This window comes from Paracoccus sp. (in: a-proteobacteria) (assembly GCF_032007265.1).
Lineage (GTDB): Bacteria > Pseudomonadota > Alphaproteobacteria > Rhodobacterales > Rhodobacteraceae > Paracoccus.
This window is the reverse complement of sequence record NZ_DALZMB010000003.1, coordinates 75,194-96,479: the sequence shown is the minus strand read 5'-3', so window position 1 is coordinate 96,479 and position 21,286 is coordinate 75,194. Positions and strand designations below refer to the sequence as shown.

The window sequence follows — 21,286 nt, the reverse complement described above, 5'->3', positions numbered from 1 at the left end:
GGCCATTTCCGGTTCCAGCTTATAGGCCGCGAAATCCGCATAGCCCAAAAGCTGCGCACGTTCGTGGCGCAGGGCCAGAATCTCGGTGATGATCGGCAGATTGTCGGTCTTGGCCCCGCCCGCCCCCTGCCCCGAGCCCCGCGCAGCCCAGGCGCGAAAGGCGACCTCGCGCAGGGCGCGATCCTCGGAATATTCCAAAAACGGCACGATCAAGGAACGGTTCAACGTCACGACCTGTCCGTCAAGACCACGCTCTTTTGCGGCAGCACGCATGGCGCGCAACAGCCAATCGGGCAGGCCAGCAAGGCGATCATCGGGAATGGGTTGGACGTAATCACGTTCATCCGTCAGCACATTTTGCGAGAAATCTGTGGTCAGAACCGCCAAACGCTCGCGTAGCGCCGCCATGCGGTTGCGCGCCTCTCCGGACAGGCCGGCACCGGCGCGGCGCAGGCCACGCAGGGTCAACTCGGTCAGGCGCCGGTCCTCGGGGGAAAGCTCCGCCGCCTGCGCCGCAACCTGTTCGACGCGGGCAAACAGACGGGCATCCATGCTGGTTTTCGCGCCATGCGCAGCCAGACGCGGGGCCATCTCGCGCTGGATCTTTTCGCGTGCCGAGTTCGAATCAACCCCGGTCAGCGTATAGAAAACCGCACAAAGGCGATTGAGCGATTCCTCAGAGACCTCAAGCGCCGCGACCGTATTGGCAAAAGTCGCAGCCTCGGTGCTGGCGGCAATTTCCTCGACGGCGGCTGCGGCCTCGGTCAGGCAGTGATCGAATGCGGCGGGGAAATCCTCGTCCTTGATCAGATCAAAGCGCGGCAAACCATGTGGGCCGCTCCATTGGGTGATTTCGGGGTTCATCGCGGATCTCCTTGACTGGCCGGGCAAAGACGCCCCGTCGAACAAGGATGTAACCCGCCCAAGCGCCTTGGCAAGGTCACGCAGCGATCATTGCGCCGCGGAAATGCCCTGACAGATCGCGCAATCGTCGCGGCGGTGGATGCGGATCTTGCGGCTTTCGCCCCAAAGCCCGTCGAAAATCGTCATTTCCCCGCGGGCGACGCTGCCTGCCCCCGTGATCAGTTTGATTGCCTCGAGCGCCATCATCGAGCCAATCACCCCCGGCAAAGCCCCCACAACCCCGGCTTCGGCACAAGAAGGGGCAAGCCCCGCAGCCGGGGGCTGGGGAAAGATGCAGGCAAGGCAAGGCGCATTTCGGGCCGGATCCCAGACGGTCAGCTGACCTTCCCATTGTGCGATCGAGCCCGCAATCAGCGGCACCCCGGCCTGCGCGCAGGCGGCATTGATGCCAAAACGCGCGGCAAAGCTGTCGGTGCCGTCCAGCACCAGATCAAAGCCTCTGACCAGCGCCGCATCATCCGCGCTGATGCGGCGGTTCAGGGTCGAGACCTGGATATAAGGGTTCAGCGCGGTCATGGCCTGCGCCGCAGCCAGCACCTTGTCGCGCCCGGCATCCGAGCTGCGAAAAATCACCTGACGCTGCAGATTCGACAGGCTGACCTGATCATCATCGGCAAGCGTGATCCGCCCGACCCCCGCTGCCGCAAGATACAGCGCCACCGGCGCGCCAAGCGCGCCTGCCCCCACGATCAGCACATTGGCGCGACGCAGCTTGCCCTGACCGGGTCCACCCAATTCGCGCAGCACGATATGGCGCGCATAACGCTCGAGTTCGGCATCGCTCATTGCTCCGCCCGGGGTGCCTTGGGCCGGGGTGCTTTGGGTCAGGGCTTGGGCCCCGCTTTGGGTGGGCGAAAATGTTCCGGCTTCGGGGCTTGCGGCAGATGCCTGCTCGGGGATCGGTGCATCCGAAATCATGCCCGCACCCTGATGCCCTGCCCGGCTTGCCCCGGCTTTGAGCCGCGAAATCATGCTGCGATAGGCCAAAGCCAGCAGCGCCAGCCCCCCTGCCAAAAGCCAGATTTCGGCTGTGCCGCCGATCATGCGTGCCAAAGTGCTGGCCGGCCACAGCGCCAGCACCGCAACTGCGGCAAGCCAGACCCCGATCTGTGTGACCAGAATATAGCGCCCGGGCACACCGACATAGCGCCAGCTAGCCCAGATCACCGCCATCAAGAGAATCAGATACATCCCGGCCGCCGCCGCGATCAGGCCCGTCCGGTCGAGCCAAAGCCGCCCGCCGCACGGTCGCTGTCAGAAAGGGCCTCGGCCATGACATAGCTGGCACGCACCACGGGTGCGATAACGGCCTGCGCAATGCGATCGCCATGGGCAATGGTAAAGGCCTCGCCACCCAGATTGACCAAAATCACGCCCAAAGGTCCGCGATAATCGCTGTCGACGGTGCCGGGCGCATTGGCCACGGTCACGCCATGCTTCAGCGCCAGACCCGAGCGGGGCCGCACCTGCATTTCATAGCCATGGGGGATTTCCACACGAAGGCCGGTGGGAACCAGCCTGACCTCGCCCGGGGCAAGGGTGATCTCGCGACCGGCGAGGTCGGCGCGCAAATCCGCACCGGCCGCACCAGCCGTCTGATACTCAGGAAGCGGCAGCGAGGCATCTGCCCCCGCTTCGCGCATGACCAAAATCCGAACGTCGGGCATCATGCGCCTTCCTGTTGTCATCTCGTCCCGCCCTTATTTGGGCGAGATCATCATCACCATCTGGCGCCCTTCAAGCTTGGGCATCGATTCGACTTTACCTGCCTCGCCGACTTCGGCGGCAACGCGGTGAAGAAGTTCCATACCAAGCTGCTGGTGCGCCATTTCACGACCCCGAAAGCGCAGGGTGACTTTCACCTTGTCGCCTTCGCCGAGAAACTTCATCACGCTGCGCATTTTGACGTCGTAGTCATGGGTATCGGTCCCGGGACGGAACTTGATTTCCTTGACTTCGATGACTTTTTGCTTCTTGCGAGCCTCAGCTTCACGCTTTTGCTGTTCGTATTTGAACTTTCCAAGATCCATGATCTTGCAAACCGGCGGCACGGCATTGGGCGAGATCTCGACCAGATCGAGACCTGCGGCCTGTGCTAATTCAATCCCTTTTGCCGGGGTCACAACCCCGACGTTCTCACCATCCGCGCCGATCAGGCGGATTTCGGTGACACGGATACGGTCATTGACGCGAGGGCCGGTGTCACGGACGGGCGGTGCGTTATGCGGTCTGCGAGCTATGGTGTTCTTCCTTCGATCGTTGGGAAACTGTTGGCTTTAGATAGACGTGCAAGCGCCGTGTTTCAACCAGTTTCCTTAGGCTTCTGCGCCCTTTTCAAGCCTGAAAGGCCGCGTTTCGCCCATCACCGCCGACACAACCGGGAAAGTGTCGCGCGGACTTTCCGCCCGGTCCTCATCATGTCATAGAGTGTTCCAAAAGCTTGATCCTGTTTCTCAACCCCGTTTCGCGGAGACTCCAATGGCGCGTTTGCTTGCTTTGATCGTAATCGTCGCCCTTGCCTTGGGCGGGGTCTGGCTGTGGTCAGGTGGCGATCTGGCCGGGTTGCGCGGCAAAATCTCTGAGACGATCTCGGGGGAAACGGCAAGCGAGACCGCCCCCGCCGAAACCCCAGCCACAAGCGCGCCCACCACCCCCGAGGTGGCACCGCCCGATGGCGCGCCTGAACCAGCGCCCCAGATCACCACGCCCCTTCCCGCCACCCCGGCCAATGGCGGCGAAACCCCGGATCAGGCCGCCAGCGATGCGGCCGCGAATGCGGCCGATGCCGCAGCCGACGCCGCAGCCATTGCCTCGGATGCCGCAGCCGAGGCGATTGGGGCCGCCCCGACCAGCCCCGCCGCACAGGCCGCGCAAAAGGCCGCCGAGCAGGCAATCGACGCCGCAGATCGCGCCGCCAAGGCCGCAGCAGATGCCGCCAGCGGCACGACCGATCAGCCCGGCTCCGATCAATCCGCCACACAAGGCGACGGCCTTGACCCGGTCCAGGATGCCACGCTTGACGCGGCCAAGGCCACGCAGGATGCCGCAGCAGCCAGCAAGGTTGCCGGGGATGCAGCCGCCGAGGCAGCCGACGAGGCCGCCCAAAAGGCCGCAGCCCTGAACCAGCTGCTTAGCGCGGAAGGCTATGACAAAGATCAGGTTGCCAATCTGATCGATCAGGCGGCAATCTCGCCCGAGCAGAAAACCACCCTCAAAAGCTTGCTCAACAGCGCTGCAAGCAATCCCGACCTATTGAAATCTGCCCTGAATCAAGTCCGGTCCATTCTCAAATGAGCCCATTTCACGATCTGAATACCTATATCCAGGACAAAGGCCTGCATCAGGCGAAAGGTCCGCTGGCGATCTTGCTGATCGAAGATGATGCCGCCATTGCCGCGACGATTGCCCATCATCTGCGTTTGGGTTTTCGCACCATTCTGGCGCTGTCCGAACAGCCCCTGCCCGAGGCCGCCATCCCGGCGGATGCGACCAAGAAGGTCTTGAACTTTCATTACAACATCCGCGGCCGCAGCGCGGGCATTGATGCGGTCAACGCTGTTATCGCCGCCGTCCCCGAGGGGACCTGGCTTTATTACTGCTATAACGCAGAGTTTTTGTATTTCCCCTTTGCCGAGACACGTACCATCGGCGACATGCTGGCCTTTCACACCGAAGAGCGCCGCTCGGGCATGCTGACCTATGTCGTGGATCTTTATGCCCCTGATCTTGCACGTTTTCCCAATGCGGTCAGCCTGTCAGAGGCGCGGTTTGACCAGACGGGCTATTTCGCTTTGGGCCGCAAAAACCATGAAGGCGGCTATCACGAGCGCCAGTTGGATTTCTTTGGCGGCCTGCGCTGGCGCTTTGAGGAACATCTGCCCGAGGACCGCCGCCGCATCGACCGTATCGCGATCTTCCGCACGGCTTCGGGGTTGAAGCTGCTAGAGGATCACCGCCTGAACATCGAGGAATACAACACCTATTCCTGCCCTTGGCACCACAATCTGACAGCGGCAATCACCTCGTTCCGCGTCGCCAAGGCCCTGGCGCAAAACCCCGGCTCGCGCGCGGTGATCCGCGATTTCAACTGGCGCAACTCGCAAAGCTTCCGCTGGAACTCTCAGCAATTGCTGGATCTGGGCCTGATGGAACCGGGGCAATGGTTCTAGGCTGACGGTCGCATCAGTCACCTGGCCCCTCGCCTTGCAGCGGCGCAACCGGGACCATTGATGTTGCGAAAACACGGCTGTCCCCGCGCGGGCGGGGGCGGTTATGGGGGCGGTATTTGTCGTCACACTTGCACGCGCAGGACCGGGAATGATAGACGGAACCTCATTCATGACATGGGGCCGCGCCCCCACCAAGAACGACAGGCAGGCTAGAACATGACAATGACCCGGACCAGTTTCGACAAAGAAGCGCTGCTGGCCTGCTCTCGTGGAGAGCTTTTCGGGCCGGGCAATGCCCAGCTTCCGGCCCCGCCCATGCTGATGATGGACCGCATCACCGAGATCTCGGGTGACGGGGGTCTGCATGGCAAGGGTCATGTCGTCGCGGAATTCGACATCACCCCGGATCTGTGGTTTTTCGAATGCCACTTTCCCAATAACCCGATCATGCCGGGCTGCCTTGGCCTTGACGGCCTGTGGCAGCTGACCGGCTTCAACCTGGGCTGGCGCGGCTGGCAGGGTCGTGGTTATGCGCTTGGCGTCGGCGAGGTCAAACTGACCGGCATGGTGCGCCCCGACCGTAAGATGCTGCGCTATTACGTGGATTTCACCAAGGCCATCCAAACCCGCCGCCTGACCATGGGTGTCGCGGACGGCCGGGTCGAAGCAGATGGTGAAACCATCTATGAAGTCAAAGACATGAAGGTCGCCCTTTCGGCAAACTGACCTTTTCAAGAAGGAGGACACCATGCGTCGCGTGGTCATTACCGGGCTGGGGATCGTCTCGCCCATCGGCAACACCGCCTCCGAGGTCACGGAAAGCCTGCGGCTGGGAAAGTCCGGCATTACCGCAGCCCCGGAATATGCAGAGCTCGGCTTTCGCAGCCAGGTCCATGGCATGCCCAAAATCAACGTCGAGGACCATATCGACAAGCGCAACCTGCGCTTCATGGGTCCGGGCGCGGCTTACAACTTCATCGCCATGGAACAGGCCATCGCCGATTCCGGGCTTGAGGAAAAAGACGTCTCGAATGATCGCACCGGCCTGATCATGGGCTCGGGCGGGCCTTCGACCTCGAACCTGTTCGAGGCCCATAAGATCACGCTGGAAAAGGGCGCGCCGAAAAAGATGGGGCCGTTCATGGTCACGCGCGGCATGTCCTCGACCAATTCGGCCTGTCTTGCGACGCCGTTCAAGATCAAGGGTGTGAACTATTCGATCACCTCGGCCTGTTCGACCAGCGCGCATTGCATCGGCAATGGCGTCGAGCAGATCCAATTGGGCAAGCAGGACATCGTCTTTGCGGGCGGCGGCGAAGAGCTGCATTGGACGCTGTCGTGCCTGTTTGATGCGATGGGCGCAATGTCGTCGAAATATAACGACACGCCCGAAACGGCCTCGCGTCCCTATGATGCGACCCGCGATGGGTTTGTCATCGCAGGCGGCGGCGGTGTCGTGGTGCTGGAAGAGCTTGGACATGCGCTGGCGCGCGGTGCCAAGATCTATGCCGAAGTCACCGGCTATGGCGCGACCTCGGACGGCTATGACATGGTTGCCCCCTCGGGTGAAGGTGGCGAGCGCTCGATGCGTCTGGCCCTGTCGACCATCGGCGAAGGCCGCAAGGTCAACTATATAAACGCACACGGCACCTCGACCCCGGTTGGTGATGTCGGCGAGATCGAGGCAGCACGCCGCGTTTTCGGCGAAGAAAACATGCCGAAAATCGCCTCGACCAAATCGCTGACGGGTCATTCGCTTGGCGCGACCGGTGTGCATGAGGCGATTTATTCGCTTCTGATGATGCAAAACCGCTTTATCGCCGCCTCGGCCAATATCACCGAGCTGGACAGCCGCATCAAACCCGAAGAAATCGCCCTTCAGCGGATTGATAATGTCGAATTTGACACAGTCTTGTCGAATAGCTTTGGCTTTGGTGGAACCAATGCCACGCTTGCAATGTCTGTCTATCAAGATTGATCCGAAAGAAGGTTAGGCAATGACCGAACTGCTCAAAGGTAAACGCGCGCTTGTCATGGGTGTCGCGAATGATCGCTCGATTGCTTGGGGCATCGCAAAGGCACTGCATGACGCGGGGGCAGAGCTGGCCTTTTCCTATCAAGGCGAAGCTTTTGGCAAACGCGTGCAACCGCTGGCACAATCGCTGGGGTCCGACTTCTTGTTGGACCTCGACGTGCAAGATGATGCCTCGCTTGATGCGGGCTTTGCCGAGATCGAAAAGCGCTGGGGCAAGTTCGATATTCTGGTTCACGCCATCGCGTTCTCGGATAAGAACGAGCTGACGGGCCGTTTCATCAACACCTCGCGCGAGAATTTCAAAACCTCGCTGACGATCTCGTGCTTCTCGCTGATCGACGTGGCGCGCCGCGCGCATGCGCTGATGAACGAAGGCGGCTCGATCATCACGCTGACCTATGGCGGCTCGAACCGCGTGACGCCTTATTACAACGTCATGGGCGTGGCCAAAGCCGCACTGGAATCGGCAGTGCGCTATCTGGCAGACGATCTTGGCCCCGAGGGGATCCGCGTCAATGCGATCAGCCCCGGCCCAATGAAAACGCTGGCGGGTGCGGCCATTGGCGGCGCACGCAAGACCTATCGCCACACCGAGGCCAATGCGCCCCTGCGCGCCAATGCCACGCTTGAGGCGATCGGGGGCACAGCGGTCTGGCTTTGCTCGGATTGGGGCGCTTGCACCACGGGCGAGACCATTATGGTTGATGGCGGCTACCATGTTCTGGGTATGCCGCAATCTGAAAACCTGTAATGGAAGCGCGCTTTTACGACGCTGCCGATGGCGCCCGACTTGCTTATCGCGACGAGGGCGCGGGCTTGCCCGTATTGGCGCTTTCCGGCCTGACCCGCACGGGTCTGGATTTTGACTATCTGGCGCCGCACCTGTCCGGCATCCGGCTGATCCGCCCCGATTATCGCGGGCGTGGACAGTCGGAATGGACAGGTGCGCCCAGCTATACCGTCCCCCAAGAGGCACAGGATGCGCTGCGTCTGCTGGACCATCTTGGCATTGAAAAGGCGGCAGTGCTGGGCACGTCGCGCGGCGGGCTGATCGGGATGTTTCTGGCAGCGGTGGCCAAGGGTCGACTGTTGGGCCTGTGCCTGAACGATGTTGGCCCCGAACTGGACATCAGCGGGCTGGACAAGATCAAGGATTACATCGGCCGCAATCCGACCGGGAAAACCCACGAGGACATCGCGGCTAAAATGCCCCGGCTGATGCCGGGTTTCACCGACCTTCCCCCCGGGCGGTGGCTGGCCGAATCCCAGCGCCACTATATTCAGGGCGAACACGGCATGACCGTGACTTACGACCCCGCCCTGCGAGACGCCTTTCTGGCAGCTCTTGAAGGGCCGGTCGTCGATGCCTGGCCTTTGTTTGACGCGGCAGCGGGGCTGCCCTTGGCCTTGCTGCGCGGCGCCAATTCAGACCTGTTGTCGCCCGAGACAGCGGCCGAGATGCGCAGGCGTCGGCCAGATATGGTCTATGCCGAGATTCCCGGCCGGGGCCATATTCCGTTTCTGGACGAGGCCCCCTCTTTGGCCGCGATCGAGGCCTGGTTCGCCTTGATGCGCTAGGGCGAGCCCGCCCCGCAAACGTTCGCCCCGCAAACGCTCGCCCCTCAAACGCCCGTCCCGCAAATACCCGGGCCTGTCTGGTGCAAGCTGCATGCGGGCCGTGATCCTGTCTTACGGGGATGTCATGCGAACAGGTGGCGCTGAAAACCGGTCTGCCACCCCACCTGCCCACCACCTGCCCACCTGCGGGCTGACATCAGTGGAATGGGCCCGCAACTGACGCTCAGGTCAGCCACGGGCCCGCTTTGTCTTGCGCTTAGCGCGCAAGATCACGCTTGTTGATGCACAGCAAAATGATGGCCGCCGCGCAAAGTTCGACCACTGCGATCATCACCAGACCCGATGCGAAATGCCCGGTGCTTTGCTTGAGATAGCCCAGCAGCTGCGGGGCAAAATAGCCCGCAAGGTTCGCGATCGAGTTGATGACGGCCAGCCCGGCCACAATCGCCGTCCCGGACATGTAAAAAGACGGCAGTTTCCAGAAAACCGGGATCGCCCCCATCGTCCCCGCCGCCGAGATTGCCAGCCCCAAGACCACGCCCGACAGGCTGCCTTTCGAGATGGCAAAGGCACAGATCAGCAAACCTGCCGCGCCCAGGCCGGCGGCGATTGCGGTGTGCCAGCGAACCTCTTGGGCCTTGTCCGACAGCCAGCCATTGCCGATCATGCCAAGCCAGCCGCACAGATAGATGCCCGACATCACCCAACCCAGCGAGGACAGATCCGTGATGCCCGCTTCCTTGATCAGGCTGGGCCCGTAAAAGACCAGCGTCGAGTTGCCAGCAACGATGCAGAAGAAAATCATGATCAGCGCCCACATCGTCGGGCTGCTCAGGGATTTCCAGATATTATGCTCGCGATGGGCCAGCGATGCACTTTCAAGCGACATCTCTTCTTGGACATGCTGCTTTTGCGAAGCGCTCAGCCAAGACGCATTCTCGGGCTTATCGCTGAGGATGAAATAGGCCGCAAGACCCGCGATGATCGACGGGATGCCCTCGATGATGAACAGCCATTGCCAGCCGCTATGCCCCGCTGCACCGTCGAAATGCGTCATGATAAAGGCAGCAATCGGGCTGCCCAGCATCAGCGACATGGCCGAGGCCGACATGAAAAAGGCCAGCGCCTTGCCACGACGATGCGACGGCAGCCAATAGGTCAGATACAAGATCACGCCCGGCTGAAGCCCCGCCTCGAATGCCCCCATCAGGAAGCGCAGCAGATAGAACTGCCACGGGCTGTTTACAAAGGCCATCAAGACACAGGTTACACCCCAACCCAGGGCAATGCGCATGATCGTCTTGGGTGCGCCGATGCGCTGCAACAAGAGGTTGCTTGGAACTTCAAAGAAGAAATAACCCAGAAAGAAGATACCGGCACCGGCGCCATATATGGCATCCGACCAGCCCAGCTCGTCCATCATCGTCAGCTTTGCAAAGCCCACATTGACGCGATCGATCCACGCCAGGAACCAGACCAGCGTCAGAAAGGGGACGAGTCGCCAGATGATCTTTCGAAAGGTATCATCGCGAGAGGTGGCCGCATCTGTGGTAAGTGTCATCCAAAGCCCCATCGTCTGTTTTATTGAGTATTCTTGTGCCCGTTCAGGCAGGGTGGCCGTCAAAACAGCCAGACAGATCGAATCTCTGGAATTTGCCGCATTTAGGCAAGACGATGAACGCGATAAGGGATATATGGATTCCTTATGACCAGACAGTCCGACTATAAGCTGCCACAGCTGGATATTCAGGCCCTGCAGGTTCTGTACACGCTGCTTTCTCTGTGCAGCGTTACCAAGACTGCCGCGCGAATGGGCCTTTCTCAGCCCGCCGTCAGCATTACCCTTAGGCGGCTGCGGATGGCATTTGCCGATGAGCTGCTGGTGCGGGCGGGCAATAATATGGTCCCGACCACGCTTGGCACCGCGTTGATGCCCGTGCTGAAAACCTCGCTGGACAGTCTTGCGGATGTATTTGCCACGAATGAGCCATTCGACCCCTCGACCTCTCATGCCGCATGGCGCCTCGGCTGCCCCGACTATCTTGCCACGGTCTATCTAACAGAGGTGGTCGAAATCCTGCGCAAGGAAGCCCCCAATGCCAGCGTAACCATCTATCCTTTGACCAAGGATCTGCTGGTGGCCAATTCGCTGTCAGATGGCACCTTGGATATCGTAATCGGCAATTGGCCGCAGCCGCCAGAAAACCTGCATACTGCCCCCCTGCTTGCGGATGATCTGGTTTGCCTGATGGCGCGCGATCACCCTTTGGCGGGCGGCATGAGCCAGACGCAATATTTCGAGGCCGGACATGTCGTCCCCCTGCCCTTCGCGCCAAGCTATCGTGGTGTGATCGACCAATATCTGGACCGCATGAAGCTGTCGCGCCGGGCGATGGTAACGGTCCCCTATTTCAACCTTGCGCCCTATATTCTGGTCAATACCGACCTGATCTTTACGATCAGTAAGCATTTTGCCAATTTCTATGCAAATCTTCTGCCGCTGACCGTTTGCCCCTGCCCGGTCGATTATCCACGGATGGAATTCTACCTGCTCTGGCACGCGCGCAGCCAGAAGGATGATGGTCACAGATGGCTGCGACAGGTCCTGTCGCGGGCGTCTCAAAAGCTGAACATCAGCCCCAGAGGCAATACGGTATCGGCCTAAGGCAACCCTATCGAAACGCTGCGCAGAGGATGATCAAGGTCAGCCCCCTTCTGCCAACTGGCGGATCGTCGAGAAAACCATTCAGAATGAACTCCAGGCCAGGTTGAACCAGATGCGGGCCACGCCCAATCGGCCCCTCGCCTCTGGGCCATGCACATGCATCTCAGCCCCGTCGCGCCTTAATCGCAGGCCGTTTGATCAGAGCCGCTCACAAGCGAGCAACAAGCGCTTTACGGTTGGTGTGATCGCTTCCGCTTTAGCGGCATCTAAGTGATGAAACGTTAAATCGCGCCCCGAAAAACCTGCATGGCCCGATCAGCGCCAGACCCCGCCCACAACTTTCCGTCCATACCGCTGCGAGACCTGTGATAAGAGGGATCAGCGCGGTTAATCCTGATCGAATGAAGATGGCGAGAGTTTTCAAGCGAATGATGATCATCGGCCTGGTGATGGCCATCGGCGCATATATGGCGAGCTCGATCATGAGCTTTTCTGACAATATCGGCTTCTCAAGCAACCACGATTTTTATTTCAGGGTTCGGCATCCGATACGCGCGCTCATTTTGGATTACGCGGTATGGTTGGGGCTTGTCATTGCTCTTGGCTCGGGGATCGCTTGGGCATGGCTTATGCGGCAAGAAGGATCAGACAGCCGCTAATCTGTCAAAGGATCGCTTTGATCAATCAAATCAAGGGGCCTGAAACTGCCAGCGCACCAGATCCGGCACAGCCATCGCCGCGATTGGCGGCCAATGTCGCCGCCGTTACATGCTCACTTGAAACGCAAAAGCATTGCCGACGCGGCAGTCATACGCTGAAGCAGCAATCGAGAAAAACAAAGAGGATTGGCATAGCTAACAAGGCAAATCTATCTGCGTCTTGTTAGGGGGAAGTGGTGCCGCAGAAGGGATTCGAACCCCCGACCCCATCATTACGAATGATGTGCTCTACCAGCTGAGCTACTGCGGCATCCGGACCTTTGACCGGTCTATGCCGCGCCGGATAACAGGTTCCGGCGCGGGTGGGAAGGGGCTTATCGCCCCTTTTTGACCTCTTGCAGATATTCGTCGTCGATCGGTTCCAAATCCGGGCGGACCGGCGCGAATTCTGCCTCTTCTTCAGAGACAATCCCCCCTTTGGCCAGGCCAACCGGCACATCCGGGCTTGGTGGCACGGGCTCGGGGTCGGTGACGGTCATGGCAGGTTCGGGCAGATCGGCTTCGCGGATGTAATCCGATTCGCGCGGAACCATGCCGGGGGCGACCTGCGCGACCTCGGCCGGGCGGCGCGATGGGTTGCGCGCGTGATCTTGCGCCGGATCGGCCGTCGGGTGGGCTGTGGCGCTGGTGTTGGCAGCGGTCACCACCGGGGGGCGATCCAGATCCGGCCTTGCCTCGGCGCCAGCAACGGGCATTGTTGCCGAGCTGGTGGCAGTACGCGGCGTGCCAACGATCAGGGGCAGCATTTCCGCCCCATTGCCCGCAGCAAAGCTGGCGCGGCGACGCTCATCAGGCTCGCGCCAGGTCAGCGTGTCAAAGCCACCACAGCTGTCACAAACCGGAGCCCAATCCGCCATCACATTATGGCATTTGTCGCAAACCCACTGCGGGCCCCGACTTGCGGTCAGTGCCTTTGCCAACCAGCCGCGCACGACAGCGTCATCGGCACCCTCGCCCCGCTCGATCGCGGCCATGATCGACAAGGTGCGAACGGTCGGATGGGTTTCGGCCAGTTTGCCCAAGGCGCGGCGCGCACCGGGGAAATCCTCGACGGCCAGCAACAGCTCGGCATTCAGCAGATGCGATTCCTCGTCATCGGGATTCTGACGGATCAGCGTCTCAAAGCGCTTCAGGCGGGCGACCGGAGTTTCATCGGGCACGATTTCTGCAAAAGTCGCGGCAATCGAGGGATGGGGCCGTACCGACCATGTCTTTTGCAAGACCCGCGTGGCATTCCGGCTATCCTTTTGCGCGATATAGCTTTGCGCCGCCAAGACCGCCGCCGGAATCAGGTCCGGGCTGGCACGGTTGGCCGAAATCGCCGCCTCGCGGGCCGAGATCGAGCTGCCTTCGGCCAGGATCTCTGACGCTTCCTGCAAGGCCAGCACCGCATCACGGCGCGTGGCGACATCCTGCGGCAGCTGGCCCTGTTTGCGCTTTTCCTTCAGGATCTGGCGCGCGCCTTTCCAATCACCTTCGCTGGTCTGCAGTTGCAAAAGCGTATCTTGCAGCTCGCGGTGCTTTGGCTTCAGCGCATAGGCCTTTTCCGCCAGTTTCAGCGCCGTCGAGGTGTCGCCATCGGCCAATTTCTGGCGCATGAGACCGCGAATGCCGACAAATCGGGTGCGATCATCGCCCAGCAGGCGACGATAGGCCTCGGTCGCCTTCGCGCTATCCCCGGCAACTTCGGCGGCCTGCGCGGCCAGCACATCGGTCACATAGCGCTTATCCAGATATTTTGCCGCTTTAACGGCCTTGTCCTGCGCCAGCTTCCCCTCGCCCGAGGCGACGGCCAACATGCCTTCAGCCAGGGCATCATAGCCCTTGCGTTCACGCGAGCGGGCGAAATAGCGCGTCACCGCGGTCTCATCCCCGGCGATAAAGCGTAGGAATGCGACCAGCACCCCCAAAAGGCGCAGCAAGGCCCAGGCCAGCACCACACCAATCACCAGCACGACAAACAGCTGAATCGGGCCCAAAGTATATTCGGTACCGGCATAGATCAGGCGCAGGGCCTGACCATTTTCGGACAGATGGACCGCACCCAAGGCAATCGCCAGGATGACGGCAAAGAACATCAGAATTTTCAACAGCGACAGCAGCATCGTCAGCCCCTCACTTCGCCGTTGCGGCAAGATCGGCCAAAGCGGCGCGGGCATCAGACCAGCGCTTGGCCTGGGCGGTCCAACCAGCCATCGCCTCTTGCCCCGGCGCGGGCAGAGTTGCGATTTCGTTCAATGCCGCGGCAATATCGCCCGCGCGCACCGCAGCGCCGGCACGCGACAGGATTGCATCGGGATCGCCGCCGTCTTTTGCCTCGATCGAGCGCGCGCCCGTCTGCACACGCAAGAAGTTTCCGATTGCCGTCATTGTGCCTTCGCCCTGCGACTGGGCCTTAAGCGAGGCACGCAGCCCCGAGCGCGCAGCCGCGTCGAAATCGCTTTGCAGATAGGCCAAGGCCGGAACATCTTGGGTCAGTGCGGCAGGTGGCTCGACGCCTGCGGCGCGCAGATCGGCAATGCCGCCAACCAGATTGCCGCCCGATTCCAGCGCAGACTGAAGGCCAGCTGCCGCTGCCGCGATCTGGGCGCGACGGCTAACCTCGGTGGTCTCCTGCTTAAGACGCTCGGCCTCGGCCTGCGCGGCAGCGATTTGCGCCTGTGCTTCCTGGGCTGCGGCGGCGATTTTATCCTGCGTCTGTGCGGCCTGCTGTGTAAGCGCCTCTAGCTGGGCACTCGATGCACCATCGCTGGCCGGACGTGCCGCCAGATCGGCGATCCGGGCCTCTTGAGCCTCGACCTGCGTGCGCAGCTGCGCGACCACGGATTGCAGCGCCTGCAACTCGGGGGAATCGCCCCCAATCGGTTGCTGGCCACTCGGTTGCTGGCCCGACACGCTACCTTGAGCCGCGCCGCTGTCAGCTGCGGGGCTGCGCAGGGCATCCACTGCGCTGCTCAAAGCGGCGATCTTGTCGGATTGCGCACCAAGTTCGGTTTGAAAGGCGCTAAGGTCGCCAGATTGATCAGCGGGTTTCGCGCCTTCAAGCAATTTCCCCGCAGCATCGGTCGCGGCGGCACTGGCCTCGCTTAGCAATTGCGGACGCGCAGCCGCGAATTCGGCGCGCGCCGCCTCGGCCCCGGCCGATTGCGCAGCGGCCAGCTGCGCCTGAGGATCAAGCGGCACCACCGGTGCGACCGGCTGCCAAGCCGCAGGCAGATGAGGAATAGCGTAATAGGCCGCGCCCGCGCCCAGACCGGCGGCGATCACACCACCCAAAAGCGTCGGCATGAAGCCTGCCTTGCGGACCTCGACCACCTTGGTCTCAACCCGCGTCACTTCGGGCTGAGCGGGCTCGCGCGGCACGCTTTTGGCGGTGCTGCCACTGGCGGGAACCGAGCTGCTGGCAAAAACCGTCGGGGCGTCTTCGGCCTTGGCCTTTGCCGCTTTGGCCTGGCCGCTTTCCTCACCGGCGCTGGATTTGCGCTTGGCGGGCTTGCGCTGATCATCTTTCGACGTGCCGACCAAAACCGAATCTGCGGCCTCTGCCAAGGGGGGCGCATCAGCCGCAGCCGTGGCAGCAAGGGGCCGATTGGGAACCGTCGCCCCATCTGCCGCTTGTTTCGCCACCTGCGTTGCATGCGTTTCAGTGCTGGTTTCGGCGTTTGTCGCGGGGTTCTCTGGCTTGGTCACGGTCGGGTCCCTGATCATTGTCGGCTGGAAGTCCGCTCAGTTTCGTCTCAGATTCTGACACGGCGTCACAACCACTCTAGTCGGCAGTTTTCTCTGCCTCAACCCGCGCTCATCAGGAATGTTCCGCTGCCAGCATTTCCGCGATGCCATGCAGAATTCCCGGCGCATCCGGTGTGGGCGCCACAATCAGTCGCGCATCGCGGCCCTGCCACGCATCCGCAGCAGCCGCGCTGATCGCCACCAGCCATAAAGGTGCGCGCGCATCCCCTGTCTGTGCGGCCAAAAGCCGCGCTGAGCGGGGCGAAAACAGTGGCAAAATCACAGGATTGTTGCCCTGCAGCACCTCTTGCGCCTCTGGCGAAAGATCCAGCGCAATCTGGTCGTAAACCGCAACACCCGTGACCGGCAGCACCTTGGCGACATGGGTGCCATGAGGATGCACCCAGCCCTGATCCAGCCCCGTCAACATGGGCATCAGCCGTGCGGCATCCCCCGGCCCCGCCACCGCTTCGAAACCCGCAGCACGGGCGACCTCGGCCGAGCGGGGTCCGACGCAAATCGCCGGCCGCCCACGCCCCGGCGCGACAAAGGGCACGGCATTTTCCGAGGTGATCACCAGCCCCTTGGCCCCATCCACAAGCGCGCGATCAAAATCAAGCGCCACGATCTGGACGATCGGCGAGATCAGGGTCTGCAGCCCGAAATGAGCCGATTGTTTCGCAAATCTGCGCGAAGCATGCTCTGGCCGGGTCAGCAAAAGCAGCGGTGGCATGGCGTTCCCCTTGAGGTAGTGCTAGTCACATCCTGCCTAGGCGCTTGGCGCAGCCCGGGCAAGTCCCGGAACAAGAGCGGCAAGACCAAAGCCATGACCCTGAAATTTCTAGGTATCGAAAGCAGCTGCGATGATACCGCTGCGGCTGTCGTCACCGATTGCGGCGAAATTCTGGCCTCGGTTGTCGCGGGCCAGACCCAGTTGCATGCTGATTTCGGTGGCGTCGTCCCCGAGATCGCCGCACGCGCCCATGCCGAAAAACTGGACCATTGCATCGAAGAGGCCCTGACCGAAGCCGGGCTTGCCCTGTCGGATCTGGACGGGATTGCCGTGACCGCGGGTCCGGGGCTGATCGGTGGGGTCCTGTCGGGCGTGATGATGGCCAAAGGGCTGGCCGCCGCCTTGGATCTGCCGCTGATCGGCGTGAACCATCTGGCAGGCCATGCGCTGACCCCGCGTTTGACCGATCAGATCGCCTTTCCCTATCTGATGCTGCTGGTCTCGGGGGGGCATTGCCAATTCCTGCGCGTGGACGGGCCCGATGAATTCACCCGCCTTGGCGGCACCATAGACGATGCGCCCGGCGAAGCTTTTGACAAGGTTGCCAAGCTGTTGGGCCTGCCCCAACCCGGCGGACCCGTGGTCGAGGCTTTGGCGGCAAAGGGGGATGCTTGGCGCTTCAGGCTGCCGCGCCCATTGTTGGACCGCCCCGGTTGCGACATGTCTTTTTCCGGTTTGAAAACCGCCGTATTGCGCCTGCGCGATCAGCTGGTTGCTGATCAGGGCGGGCTGCATGAGCAAGACCGCGCAGATATTTGCGCAGCCTTTCAACGCACTGTCGCCGAAGTCTTGGCCGAGAAATCCCGTCGCGCCCTGGCCCAAGGCCCAGTCGCGACCTTTGCCGTAGCCGGGGGTGTTGCTGCCAATCGCGAGTTGCGCGCGGCGCTGGAAGCTGTGGCAGAGGCCGCGAATGCCCGCTTCCTGGCCCCGCCCCTTAAGCTTTGTACCGATAATGGCGCGATGATTGCATGGGCTGGGATCGAGGCTTATCGTCTTGGCCAGCGCGACGGTATGGATCTGATCGCGCGCCCGCGCTGGCCGCTGGATCAAAAAGCCGCGCCAATGCTGGGCGCGGGCAAAAAAGGGGCCAAAGCATGAGCACGGCAATTCTTGGTGCGGGTGCCTTTGGCACGGCATTGGCCGTGTCTTTGGCCGCAAATGGCCCGGTCACGCTTTGGGGCCGCGATATTGGCTGGGGCCGCGTGAACCCGCGCCTGCCCGGCATTACCCTGCCCGATGCGATCCGCCTGACGGATGACTTGGGCGAAATCCGCAGCGCGCAAACCGTGCTGTTGGCCTTGCCCGCACAAAAGCTGGGACAGTTTCTGAGCGAACATGCGGATTTGTTGAACGGGCGAAATCTGGTCAGCTGCGCCAAGGGGATTGACCTGTCGACGCTGCGCGGCCCCTCGGCCTTGATCTCGCAATTCTGCCCTTTGGCGATCCCGGCGGTGCTGACCGGCCCATCGTTTGCTGCCGATATTGCTCGCGGCCTGCCCACGGCATTGACGCTGGCCTGTGCCGACGCCGCCAAGGCCGAGCACTTGCAACACCAGCTGTCGACGCCAAACCTGCGGCTTTATCGCACGCAAGATGTCACCGGCGCCGAGCTGGGCGGCGCGTTGAAAAACGTGATCGCCATTGCCGCGGGCGCAGCAATCGGCGCGGGATATGGTGACAGCGCCCGGGCTGCGGTGATCACCCGCGGCTTTGCCGAAATGTCCCGTCTGGCTGGCGCCATGGGCGCGCTGCCTGAAACGCTGGCCGGGCTCTCGGGGCTGGGCGATCTGGTGCTGACTGCCACATCGACCCAATCGCGCAATTTCAGCTATGGCCTTGCGCTGGGACGCGGCGAGAGCTTTGACAGCGCCACCACCGTCGAGGGCGCCGCCACCGCGCGCGCCGTCAGCGTCATGGCCGCGCAATTGGGGCTGGACATGCCCATTTCCTCTTTGATCGCTGGACTTGCCGAAGGTCGCATCGGCATGGGACAAGCGCTTGAAATCCTGTTGAACCGTCCATTGAAGGAAGAATGATGCCGCTTTTTGCCATTATCTGCCGTGACGCGCCCGGCAAGCTGCAAACGCGCCTTGATACGCGCGAAACCCATCTCGCTTTTCTCAAAGCCTCTGACATGCTTCGCATGGCCGGTCCCTTGATCGAGGACGGCGAGATGCGCGGCTCTTTGTTGGTGGTCGAGGCGGCCGATCTGACAACGGCCCAGGACTGGGCGGCAGGTGATCCCTATAAGGCGGCAGGCCTGTTCCGCTCGGTCGAGGTGATCGAATGGAAAAAGGTGATCGGCTGATGCAGTATTGGCTGTTCAAATCCGAACCCGATGTCTTCAGCTTTGATGATCTGATCGCCAAAGGGGACAAGGGCGAGGAATGGGACGGGGTGCGCAACTATCAGGCGCGCAACAACATGCGCGCGATGCAGCTGGGCGATCTTGGCTTTTTCTACCATTCCAACATAGGCAAGGAAGTCGTGGGCGTCGTCGAGGTCGTGGCTTTGGCCCATCCCGACAGCAAGGCCGATGATCCGCGCTGGGAATGCGTCGACATCAAGGCGATCGACAAAGTCGTGCGCCCGATTTCGCTTGATGAGGCCAAGGCCGAACTGCGTCTGAAGGATATGGTGCTGGTCAATAACTCGCGCCTATCGGTACAGCCGGTCAAACCCGAGGAATGGGCCGTCATCCTTGAACTTGCGGGCGGTCTGCAAAAGGGCTGAACCGCCTCTGCCCCCACCACGACAACGCCGCCCGTGAACGGGTGGCGTTTTTGCCAAACTGGCCCCTAAAGGGGCTGCCGGAACCGACCGGAGCTGCAAAGGATACCGCATGGCCCGCCAGCCAAAAATCATCGCCGACCGACCGACCACAAAACGCATTGGCGCGCTTTCAGCACTCTGGCCCTTCGTGCGGCCCTATAAGCTGCTTTTGGCGGCAGCGCTGATCGCGCTTGTCGTCACGGCCTCGGTCAGCCTGATCCTGCCCTTGGCGGTACGCCGCGTGGTTGACGGCTTTGGCGACGGATCGCGGCTGCTGGACGAATATTTCGGGGCGGCGCTGGCCATTGTTGCGCTGTTGGCCGTGGGCACGGGCGCGCGCTATTATTTGGTCACGCGGCTGGGTGAGCGGGTCGTGGCTGATATTCGCCGTGCGGTCTTTGACCGCGTCATGGGCATGAGCCCCGCCTTTTTCGAGCGTGTGATGACCGGCGAGATCATCAGCCGCATCACCACCGATACCACGCTGATCCAATCGGTCATCGGCTCGTCAGTATCCGTCGCGCTGCGCAACATGATGGTGGTCACAGGCGGGATGGTGATGCTGCTGGCGACTTCGTCCAAGCTAAGTGGGCTGGTATTGCTGCTGATCCCGGTCGTCATCGTGCCAATTGTGGTCATGGGGCGGCGGCTGCGCAAACTGTCTCGCGAGAATCAGGATTGGATCGCGGTCTCATCGGGTGCGGCATCCGAAAGCCTGCTGTCGGCGCAAACCGTGCAGGCCTTTACCAATGAAAACATCGCCCGCAGCAATTTCGCGGATGTGACCGAGAAATCCTATGAATCGGCCATCGCGCGGGTGCAGACGCGCTCGATCATGACGATCATCGTGATTTTCTTGATTTTCTCGGGCGTGCTGGGAATTTTGTGGATCGGGGCGCGCGATGTGTTCCACGACACCATGACCATTGGCGAGCTGGTGCAGTTCGTCATCTATGCCGTGCTGGTTGCAGGTGCCGCCGGCGCCTTGTCCGAGATCTGGGGCGAGCTGCAACGCGCCGCCGGCGCGACCGAGCGACTGGCCGAGCTGCTTTCGGCCGAGGATAGCATCACCGATCCTGCCCAGCCCCTGGCCCTGCCCCGCCCGGTTCGCGGTCAAATCGAATTCGACGATGTCTCGTTCCAATATCCCACGCGGCCCGACATGTCGGCGCTTGATCATGTGTCGCTGACCATTCAGCCCGGCGAAACCGTGGCTCTTGTCGGCCCATCTGGCGCGGGCAAGACCACTGTTATCCAGATGATCCAGCGCTTTTGGGACCCGCTTTCGGGCAGTGTACGCATCGATGGGATCGATCTGCGCCAGATGAACCGCGCCGATTTTCGCAAAGCGATCGCGCTGGTGCCCCAGGATCCGGTGATCTTTGCCGCCACGGCGCGCGATAATATCCGCTTTGGCCGCCCCGATGCCACCGATGCCGAGATCGAAGCCGCAGCCCGCGCAGCCCATGCCCACGACTTCCTGATGGCCCTGCCCGAGGGCTATGACAGCTATGTCGGCGAACGTGGCGTGATGCTGTCGGGCGGCCAAAAACAGCGTATCGCCATCGCTCGCGCCATCCTGCGCGATGCGCCGATCCTGCTTTTGGACGAGGCAACCAGCGCGCTGGATGCCGAATCCGAGCGGCTGGTTCAGGCCGCCGTGGATGATCTGTCGCGCACGCGCACGACCATCATCATCGCGCATCGCCTGGCCACCGTGAAAAAGGCCGACCGCATCGCCGTGTTCGAACATGGTAAAATCGTCGCTCAGGGCCGCCATGACGAATTGGTGGCGCAGGGCGGCCTGTATGCGCGTCTGGCGCGCCTGCAATTCACCACAGGCTCACCGCTAGAGGACGAGGCAAGCGACAACAGCTAAGGCTGGCGTCTGGGGGATCACGC

Annotated in this window: 21 protein-coding genes and 1 tRNA gene; 13 read left to right on the top strand and 9 right to left on the bottom strand. The window is 61.7% G+C overall.

Features of this window, described 5'->3' with window-relative positions; genetic code table 11:
* The 4 genes from RTS12_RS01755 to infC all read right to left on the bottom strand — a co-directional run.
* Positions 1–864, bottom strand: an 864-nt coding sequence (locus tag RTS12_RS01755; RefSeq protein WP_312524874.1) for a M3 family metallopeptidase, incomplete at its 3' end; no start/stop codon positions are given.
* A gap of 87 nt (positions 865–951) precedes the next feature.
* Positions 952–2,115 (bottom strand): HesA/MoeB/ThiF family protein, encoded by a 1,164-nt coding sequence (locus RTS12_RS01750; protein WP_312524872.1) that lies wholly within the window; start codon positions 2,113–2,115, stop codon positions 952–954.
* A gap of 17 nt (positions 2,116–2,132) precedes the next feature.
* The gene (gene dut, locus RTS12_RS01745; protein ID WP_312524870.1) at positions 2,133–2,594 is read right to left on the bottom strand and encodes a dUTP diphosphatase; all 462 of its coding nucleotides are present in this window, start codon (positions 2,592–2,594) and stop codon (positions 2,133–2,135) included.
* Between the two features lie 30 nt (positions 2,595–2,624).
* Positions 2,625–3,164, bottom strand: coding sequence for a translation initiation factor IF-3 (gene infC, locus RTS12_RS01740; protein ID WP_409455654.1), 540 nt, complete (start codon positions 3,162–3,164; stop codon positions 2,625–2,627).
* Between the two features lie 238 nt (positions 3,165–3,402).
* Between infC and RTS12_RS01735 the strand changes: the two genes are divergently transcribed.
* From RTS12_RS01735 to RTS12_RS01710, 6 genes are all read left to right on the top strand, one after another.
* The gene (locus RTS12_RS01735) at positions 3,403–4,218 is read left to right on the top strand and encodes a hypothetical protein (protein WP_312524868.1); all 816 of its coding nucleotides are present in this window, start codon (positions 3,403–3,405) and stop codon (positions 4,216–4,218) included.
* On the top strand, positions 4,215–5,093 hold the full coding sequence (locus RTS12_RS01730; protein ID WP_312524867.1) for a glycosyltransferase family 2 protein: 879 nt from the start codon (positions 4,215–4,217) through the stop codon (positions 5,091–5,093). The genes RTS12_RS01735 and RTS12_RS01730 overlap by 4 nt, the downstream gene beginning before the upstream one ends.
* Positions 5,094–5,309: 216 nt before the next feature.
* A complete protein-coding gene (gene fabA / locus RTS12_RS01725; RefSeq protein WP_312524865.1) occupies positions 5,310–5,819 on the top strand; it encodes a bifunctional 3-hydroxydecanoyl-ACP dehydratase/trans-2-decenoyl-ACP isomerase in 510 nt (169 codons plus the stop codon).
* A gap of 22 nt (positions 5,820–5,841) precedes the next feature.
* On the top strand, positions 5,842–7,071 hold the full coding sequence (gene fabB, locus RTS12_RS01720; protein WP_312524863.1) for a beta-ketoacyl-ACP synthase I: 1,230 nt from the start codon (positions 5,842–5,844) through the stop codon (positions 7,069–7,071).
* Positions 7,072–7,090: 19 nt separating this feature from the next.
* Complete coding sequence (locus RTS12_RS01715) at positions 7,091–7,879, top strand: enoyl-ACP reductase (RefSeq protein WP_312524861.1); 789 nt, start codon at positions 7,091–7,093, stop codon at positions 7,877–7,879.
* Positions 7,879–8,706, top strand: a complete 828-nt coding sequence (locus RTS12_RS01710; protein WP_312524859.1) for an alpha/beta hydrolase — start codon at positions 7,879–7,881, stop codon at positions 8,704–8,706. The genes RTS12_RS01715 and RTS12_RS01710 overlap by 1 nt, the downstream gene beginning before the upstream one ends.
* Positions 8,707–8,962: 256 nt before the next feature.
* On the opposite strand, the gene RTS12_RS01705 is transcribed toward RTS12_RS01710, so the two are convergent.
* Entirely contained in the window at positions 8,963–10,267 is a 1,305-nt protein-coding gene (locus RTS12_RS01705; RefSeq protein ID WP_312524857.1) for an MFS transporter, read from the bottom strand.
* A gap of 144 nt (positions 10,268–10,411) precedes the next feature.
* Here RTS12_RS01705 and RTS12_RS01700 point away from each other — a divergent pair, with 144 nt between their 5' ends.
* Entirely contained in the window at positions 10,412–11,371 is a 960-nt protein-coding gene (locus RTS12_RS01700) for a LysR family transcriptional regulator (protein WP_312524855.1), read from the top strand.
* A gap of 407 nt (positions 11,372–11,778) precedes the next feature.
* On the top strand, positions 11,779–12,030 hold the full coding sequence (locus RTS12_RS01695) for a hypothetical protein (protein ID WP_312524854.1): 252 nt from the start codon (positions 11,779–11,781) through the stop codon (positions 12,028–12,030).
* A gap of 234 nt (positions 12,031–12,264) precedes the next feature.
* Here RTS12_RS01695 and RTS12_RS01690 read toward each other — a convergent pair.
* The 4 genes from RTS12_RS01690 to RTS12_RS01675 all read right to left on the bottom strand — a co-directional run bounded on the left by RTS12_RS01690 (position 12,265) and on the right by RTS12_RS01675 (position 16,552).
* Positions 12,265–12,340, bottom strand: a tRNA-Thr gene (locus RTS12_RS01690).
* Positions 12,341–12,404: 64 nt separating this feature from the next.
* Positions 12,405–14,195, bottom strand: a complete 1,791-nt coding sequence (locus tag RTS12_RS01685) for a heme biosynthesis protein HemY (RefSeq protein WP_409455653.1) — start codon at positions 14,193–14,195, stop codon at positions 12,405–12,407.
* Positions 14,196–14,205: 10 nt separating this feature from the next.
* Positions 14,206–15,780 carry a hypothetical protein gene (locus RTS12_RS01680; RefSeq protein ID WP_312524850.1) on the bottom strand — a complete coding sequence of 525 codons (1,575 nt, stop codon included), beginning with the start codon at positions 15,778–15,780 and terminating at the stop codon, positions 14,206–14,208.
* Between the two features lie 112 nt (positions 15,781–15,892).
* Positions 15,893–16,552, bottom strand: a complete 660-nt coding sequence (locus RTS12_RS01675; RefSeq protein ID WP_312524848.1) for a uroporphyrinogen-III synthase — start codon at positions 16,550–16,552, stop codon at positions 15,893–15,895.
* 93 nt (positions 16,553–16,645) lie between these two features.
* On the opposite strand from RTS12_RS01675, the gene tsaD reads away from it, so the two are divergent.
* The 5 genes from tsaD (at position 16,646) to RTS12_RS01650 (ending at position 21,263) form a co-directional block, all read left to right on the top strand.
* The gene (gene tsaD, locus RTS12_RS01670) at positions 16,646–17,710 is read left to right on the top strand and encodes a tRNA (adenosine(37)-N6)-threonylcarbamoyltransferase complex transferase subunit TsaD (protein ID WP_312524846.1); all 1,065 of its coding nucleotides are present in this window, start codon (positions 16,646–16,648) and stop codon (positions 17,708–17,710) included.
* Positions 17,707–18,648, top strand: a complete 942-nt coding sequence (locus tag RTS12_RS01665; protein ID WP_312524845.1) for an NAD(P)H-dependent glycerol-3-phosphate dehydrogenase — start codon at positions 17,707–17,709, stop codon at positions 18,646–18,648. Before tsaD ends, RTS12_RS01665 begins: the two co-directional genes overlap by 4 nt.
* Entirely contained in the window at positions 18,645–18,920 is a 276-nt protein-coding gene (locus RTS12_RS01660) for a YciI family protein (protein WP_312524843.1), read from the top strand. Before RTS12_RS01665 ends, RTS12_RS01660 begins: the two co-directional genes overlap by 4 nt.
* Entirely contained in the window at positions 18,920–19,345 is a 426-nt protein-coding gene (locus RTS12_RS01655; RefSeq protein ID WP_312524882.1) for an EVE domain-containing protein, read from the top strand. The genes RTS12_RS01660 and RTS12_RS01655 overlap by 1 nt, the downstream gene beginning before the upstream one ends.
* Before the next feature lie 109 nt (positions 19,346–19,454).
* Positions 19,455–21,263 (top strand): ABC transporter transmembrane domain-containing protein, encoded by a 1,809-nt coding sequence (locus RTS12_RS01650; protein ID WP_312524841.1) that lies wholly within the window; start codon positions 19,455–19,457, stop codon positions 21,261–21,263.
* Positions 21,264–21,286: the final 23 nt, after the last annotated feature.

What these genes read in the sequence shown, in the direction of transcription:
- RTS12_RS01750 (WP_312524872.1), bottom strand. Translation starts at nt 2,115, where the DNA reads ATGTATCTGATTCTCTTGATGGCGGTGATCTGGGCTAGCTGGCGCTAT.
- dut (WP_312524870.1), bottom strand. Translation starts at nt 2,594, where the DNA reads ATGATGCCCGACGTTCGGATTTTGGTCATGCGCGAAGCGGGGGCAGAT.
- RTS12_RS01735 (WP_312524868.1), top strand. Translation starts at nt 3,403, where the DNA reads ATGGCGCGTTTGCTTGCTTTGATCGTAATCGTCGCCCTTGCCTTGGGC.
- RTS12_RS01730 (WP_312524867.1), top strand. Translation starts at nt 4,215, where the DNA reads ATGAGCCCATTTCACGATCTGAATACCTATATCCAGGACAAAGGCCTG.
- fabA (WP_312524865.1), top strand. Translation starts at nt 5,310, where the DNA reads ATGACAATGACCCGGACCAGTTTCGACAAAGAAGCGCTGCTGGCCTGC.
- fabB (WP_312524863.1), top strand. Translation starts at nt 5,842, where the DNA reads ATGCGTCGCGTGGTCATTACCGGGCTGGGGATCGTCTCGCCCATCGGC.
- RTS12_RS01715 (WP_312524861.1), top strand. Translation starts at nt 7,091, where the DNA reads ATGACCGAACTGCTCAAAGGTAAACGCGCGCTTGTCATGGGTGTCGCG.
- RTS12_RS01710 (WP_312524859.1), top strand. Translation starts at nt 7,879, where the DNA reads ATGGAAGCGCGCTTTTACGACGCTGCCGATGGCGCCCGACTTGCTTAT.
- RTS12_RS01705 (WP_312524857.1), bottom strand. Translation starts at nt 10,267, where the DNA reads ATGACACTTACCACAGATGCGGCCACCTCTCGCGATGATACCTTTCGA.
- RTS12_RS01700 (WP_312524855.1), top strand. Translation starts at nt 10,412, where the DNA reads ATGACCAGACAGTCCGACTATAAGCTGCCACAGCTGGATATTCAGGCC.
- RTS12_RS01695 (WP_312524854.1), top strand. Translation starts at nt 11,779, where the DNA reads ATGGCGAGAGTTTTCAAGCGAATGATGATCATCGGCCTGGTGATGGCC.
- RTS12_RS01685 (WP_409455653.1), bottom strand. Translation starts at nt 14,195, where the DNA reads ATGCTGCTGTCGCTGTTGAAAATTCTGATGTTCTTTGCCGTCATCCTG.
- RTS12_RS01675 (WP_312524848.1), bottom strand. Translation starts at nt 16,552, where the DNA reads ATGCCACCGCTGCTTTTGCTGACCCGGCCAGAGCATGCTTCGCGCAGA.
- tsaD (WP_312524846.1), top strand. Translation starts at nt 16,646, where the DNA reads ATGACCCTGAAATTTCTAGGTATCGAAAGCAGCTGCGATGATACCGCT.
- RTS12_RS01665 (WP_312524845.1), top strand. Translation starts at nt 17,707, where the DNA reads ATGAGCACGGCAATTCTTGGTGCGGGTGCCTTTGGCACGGCATTGGCC.
- RTS12_RS01660 (WP_312524843.1), top strand. Translation starts at nt 18,645, where the DNA reads ATGATGCCGCTTTTTGCCATTATCTGCCGTGACGCGCCCGGCAAGCTG.
- RTS12_RS01655 (WP_312524882.1), top strand. Translation starts at nt 18,920, where the DNA reads ATGCAGTATTGGCTGTTCAAATCCGAACCCGATGTCTTCAGCTTTGAT.
- RTS12_RS01650 (WP_312524841.1), top strand. Translation starts at nt 19,455, where the DNA reads ATGGCCCGCCAGCCAAAAATCATCGCCGACCGACCGACCACAAAACGC.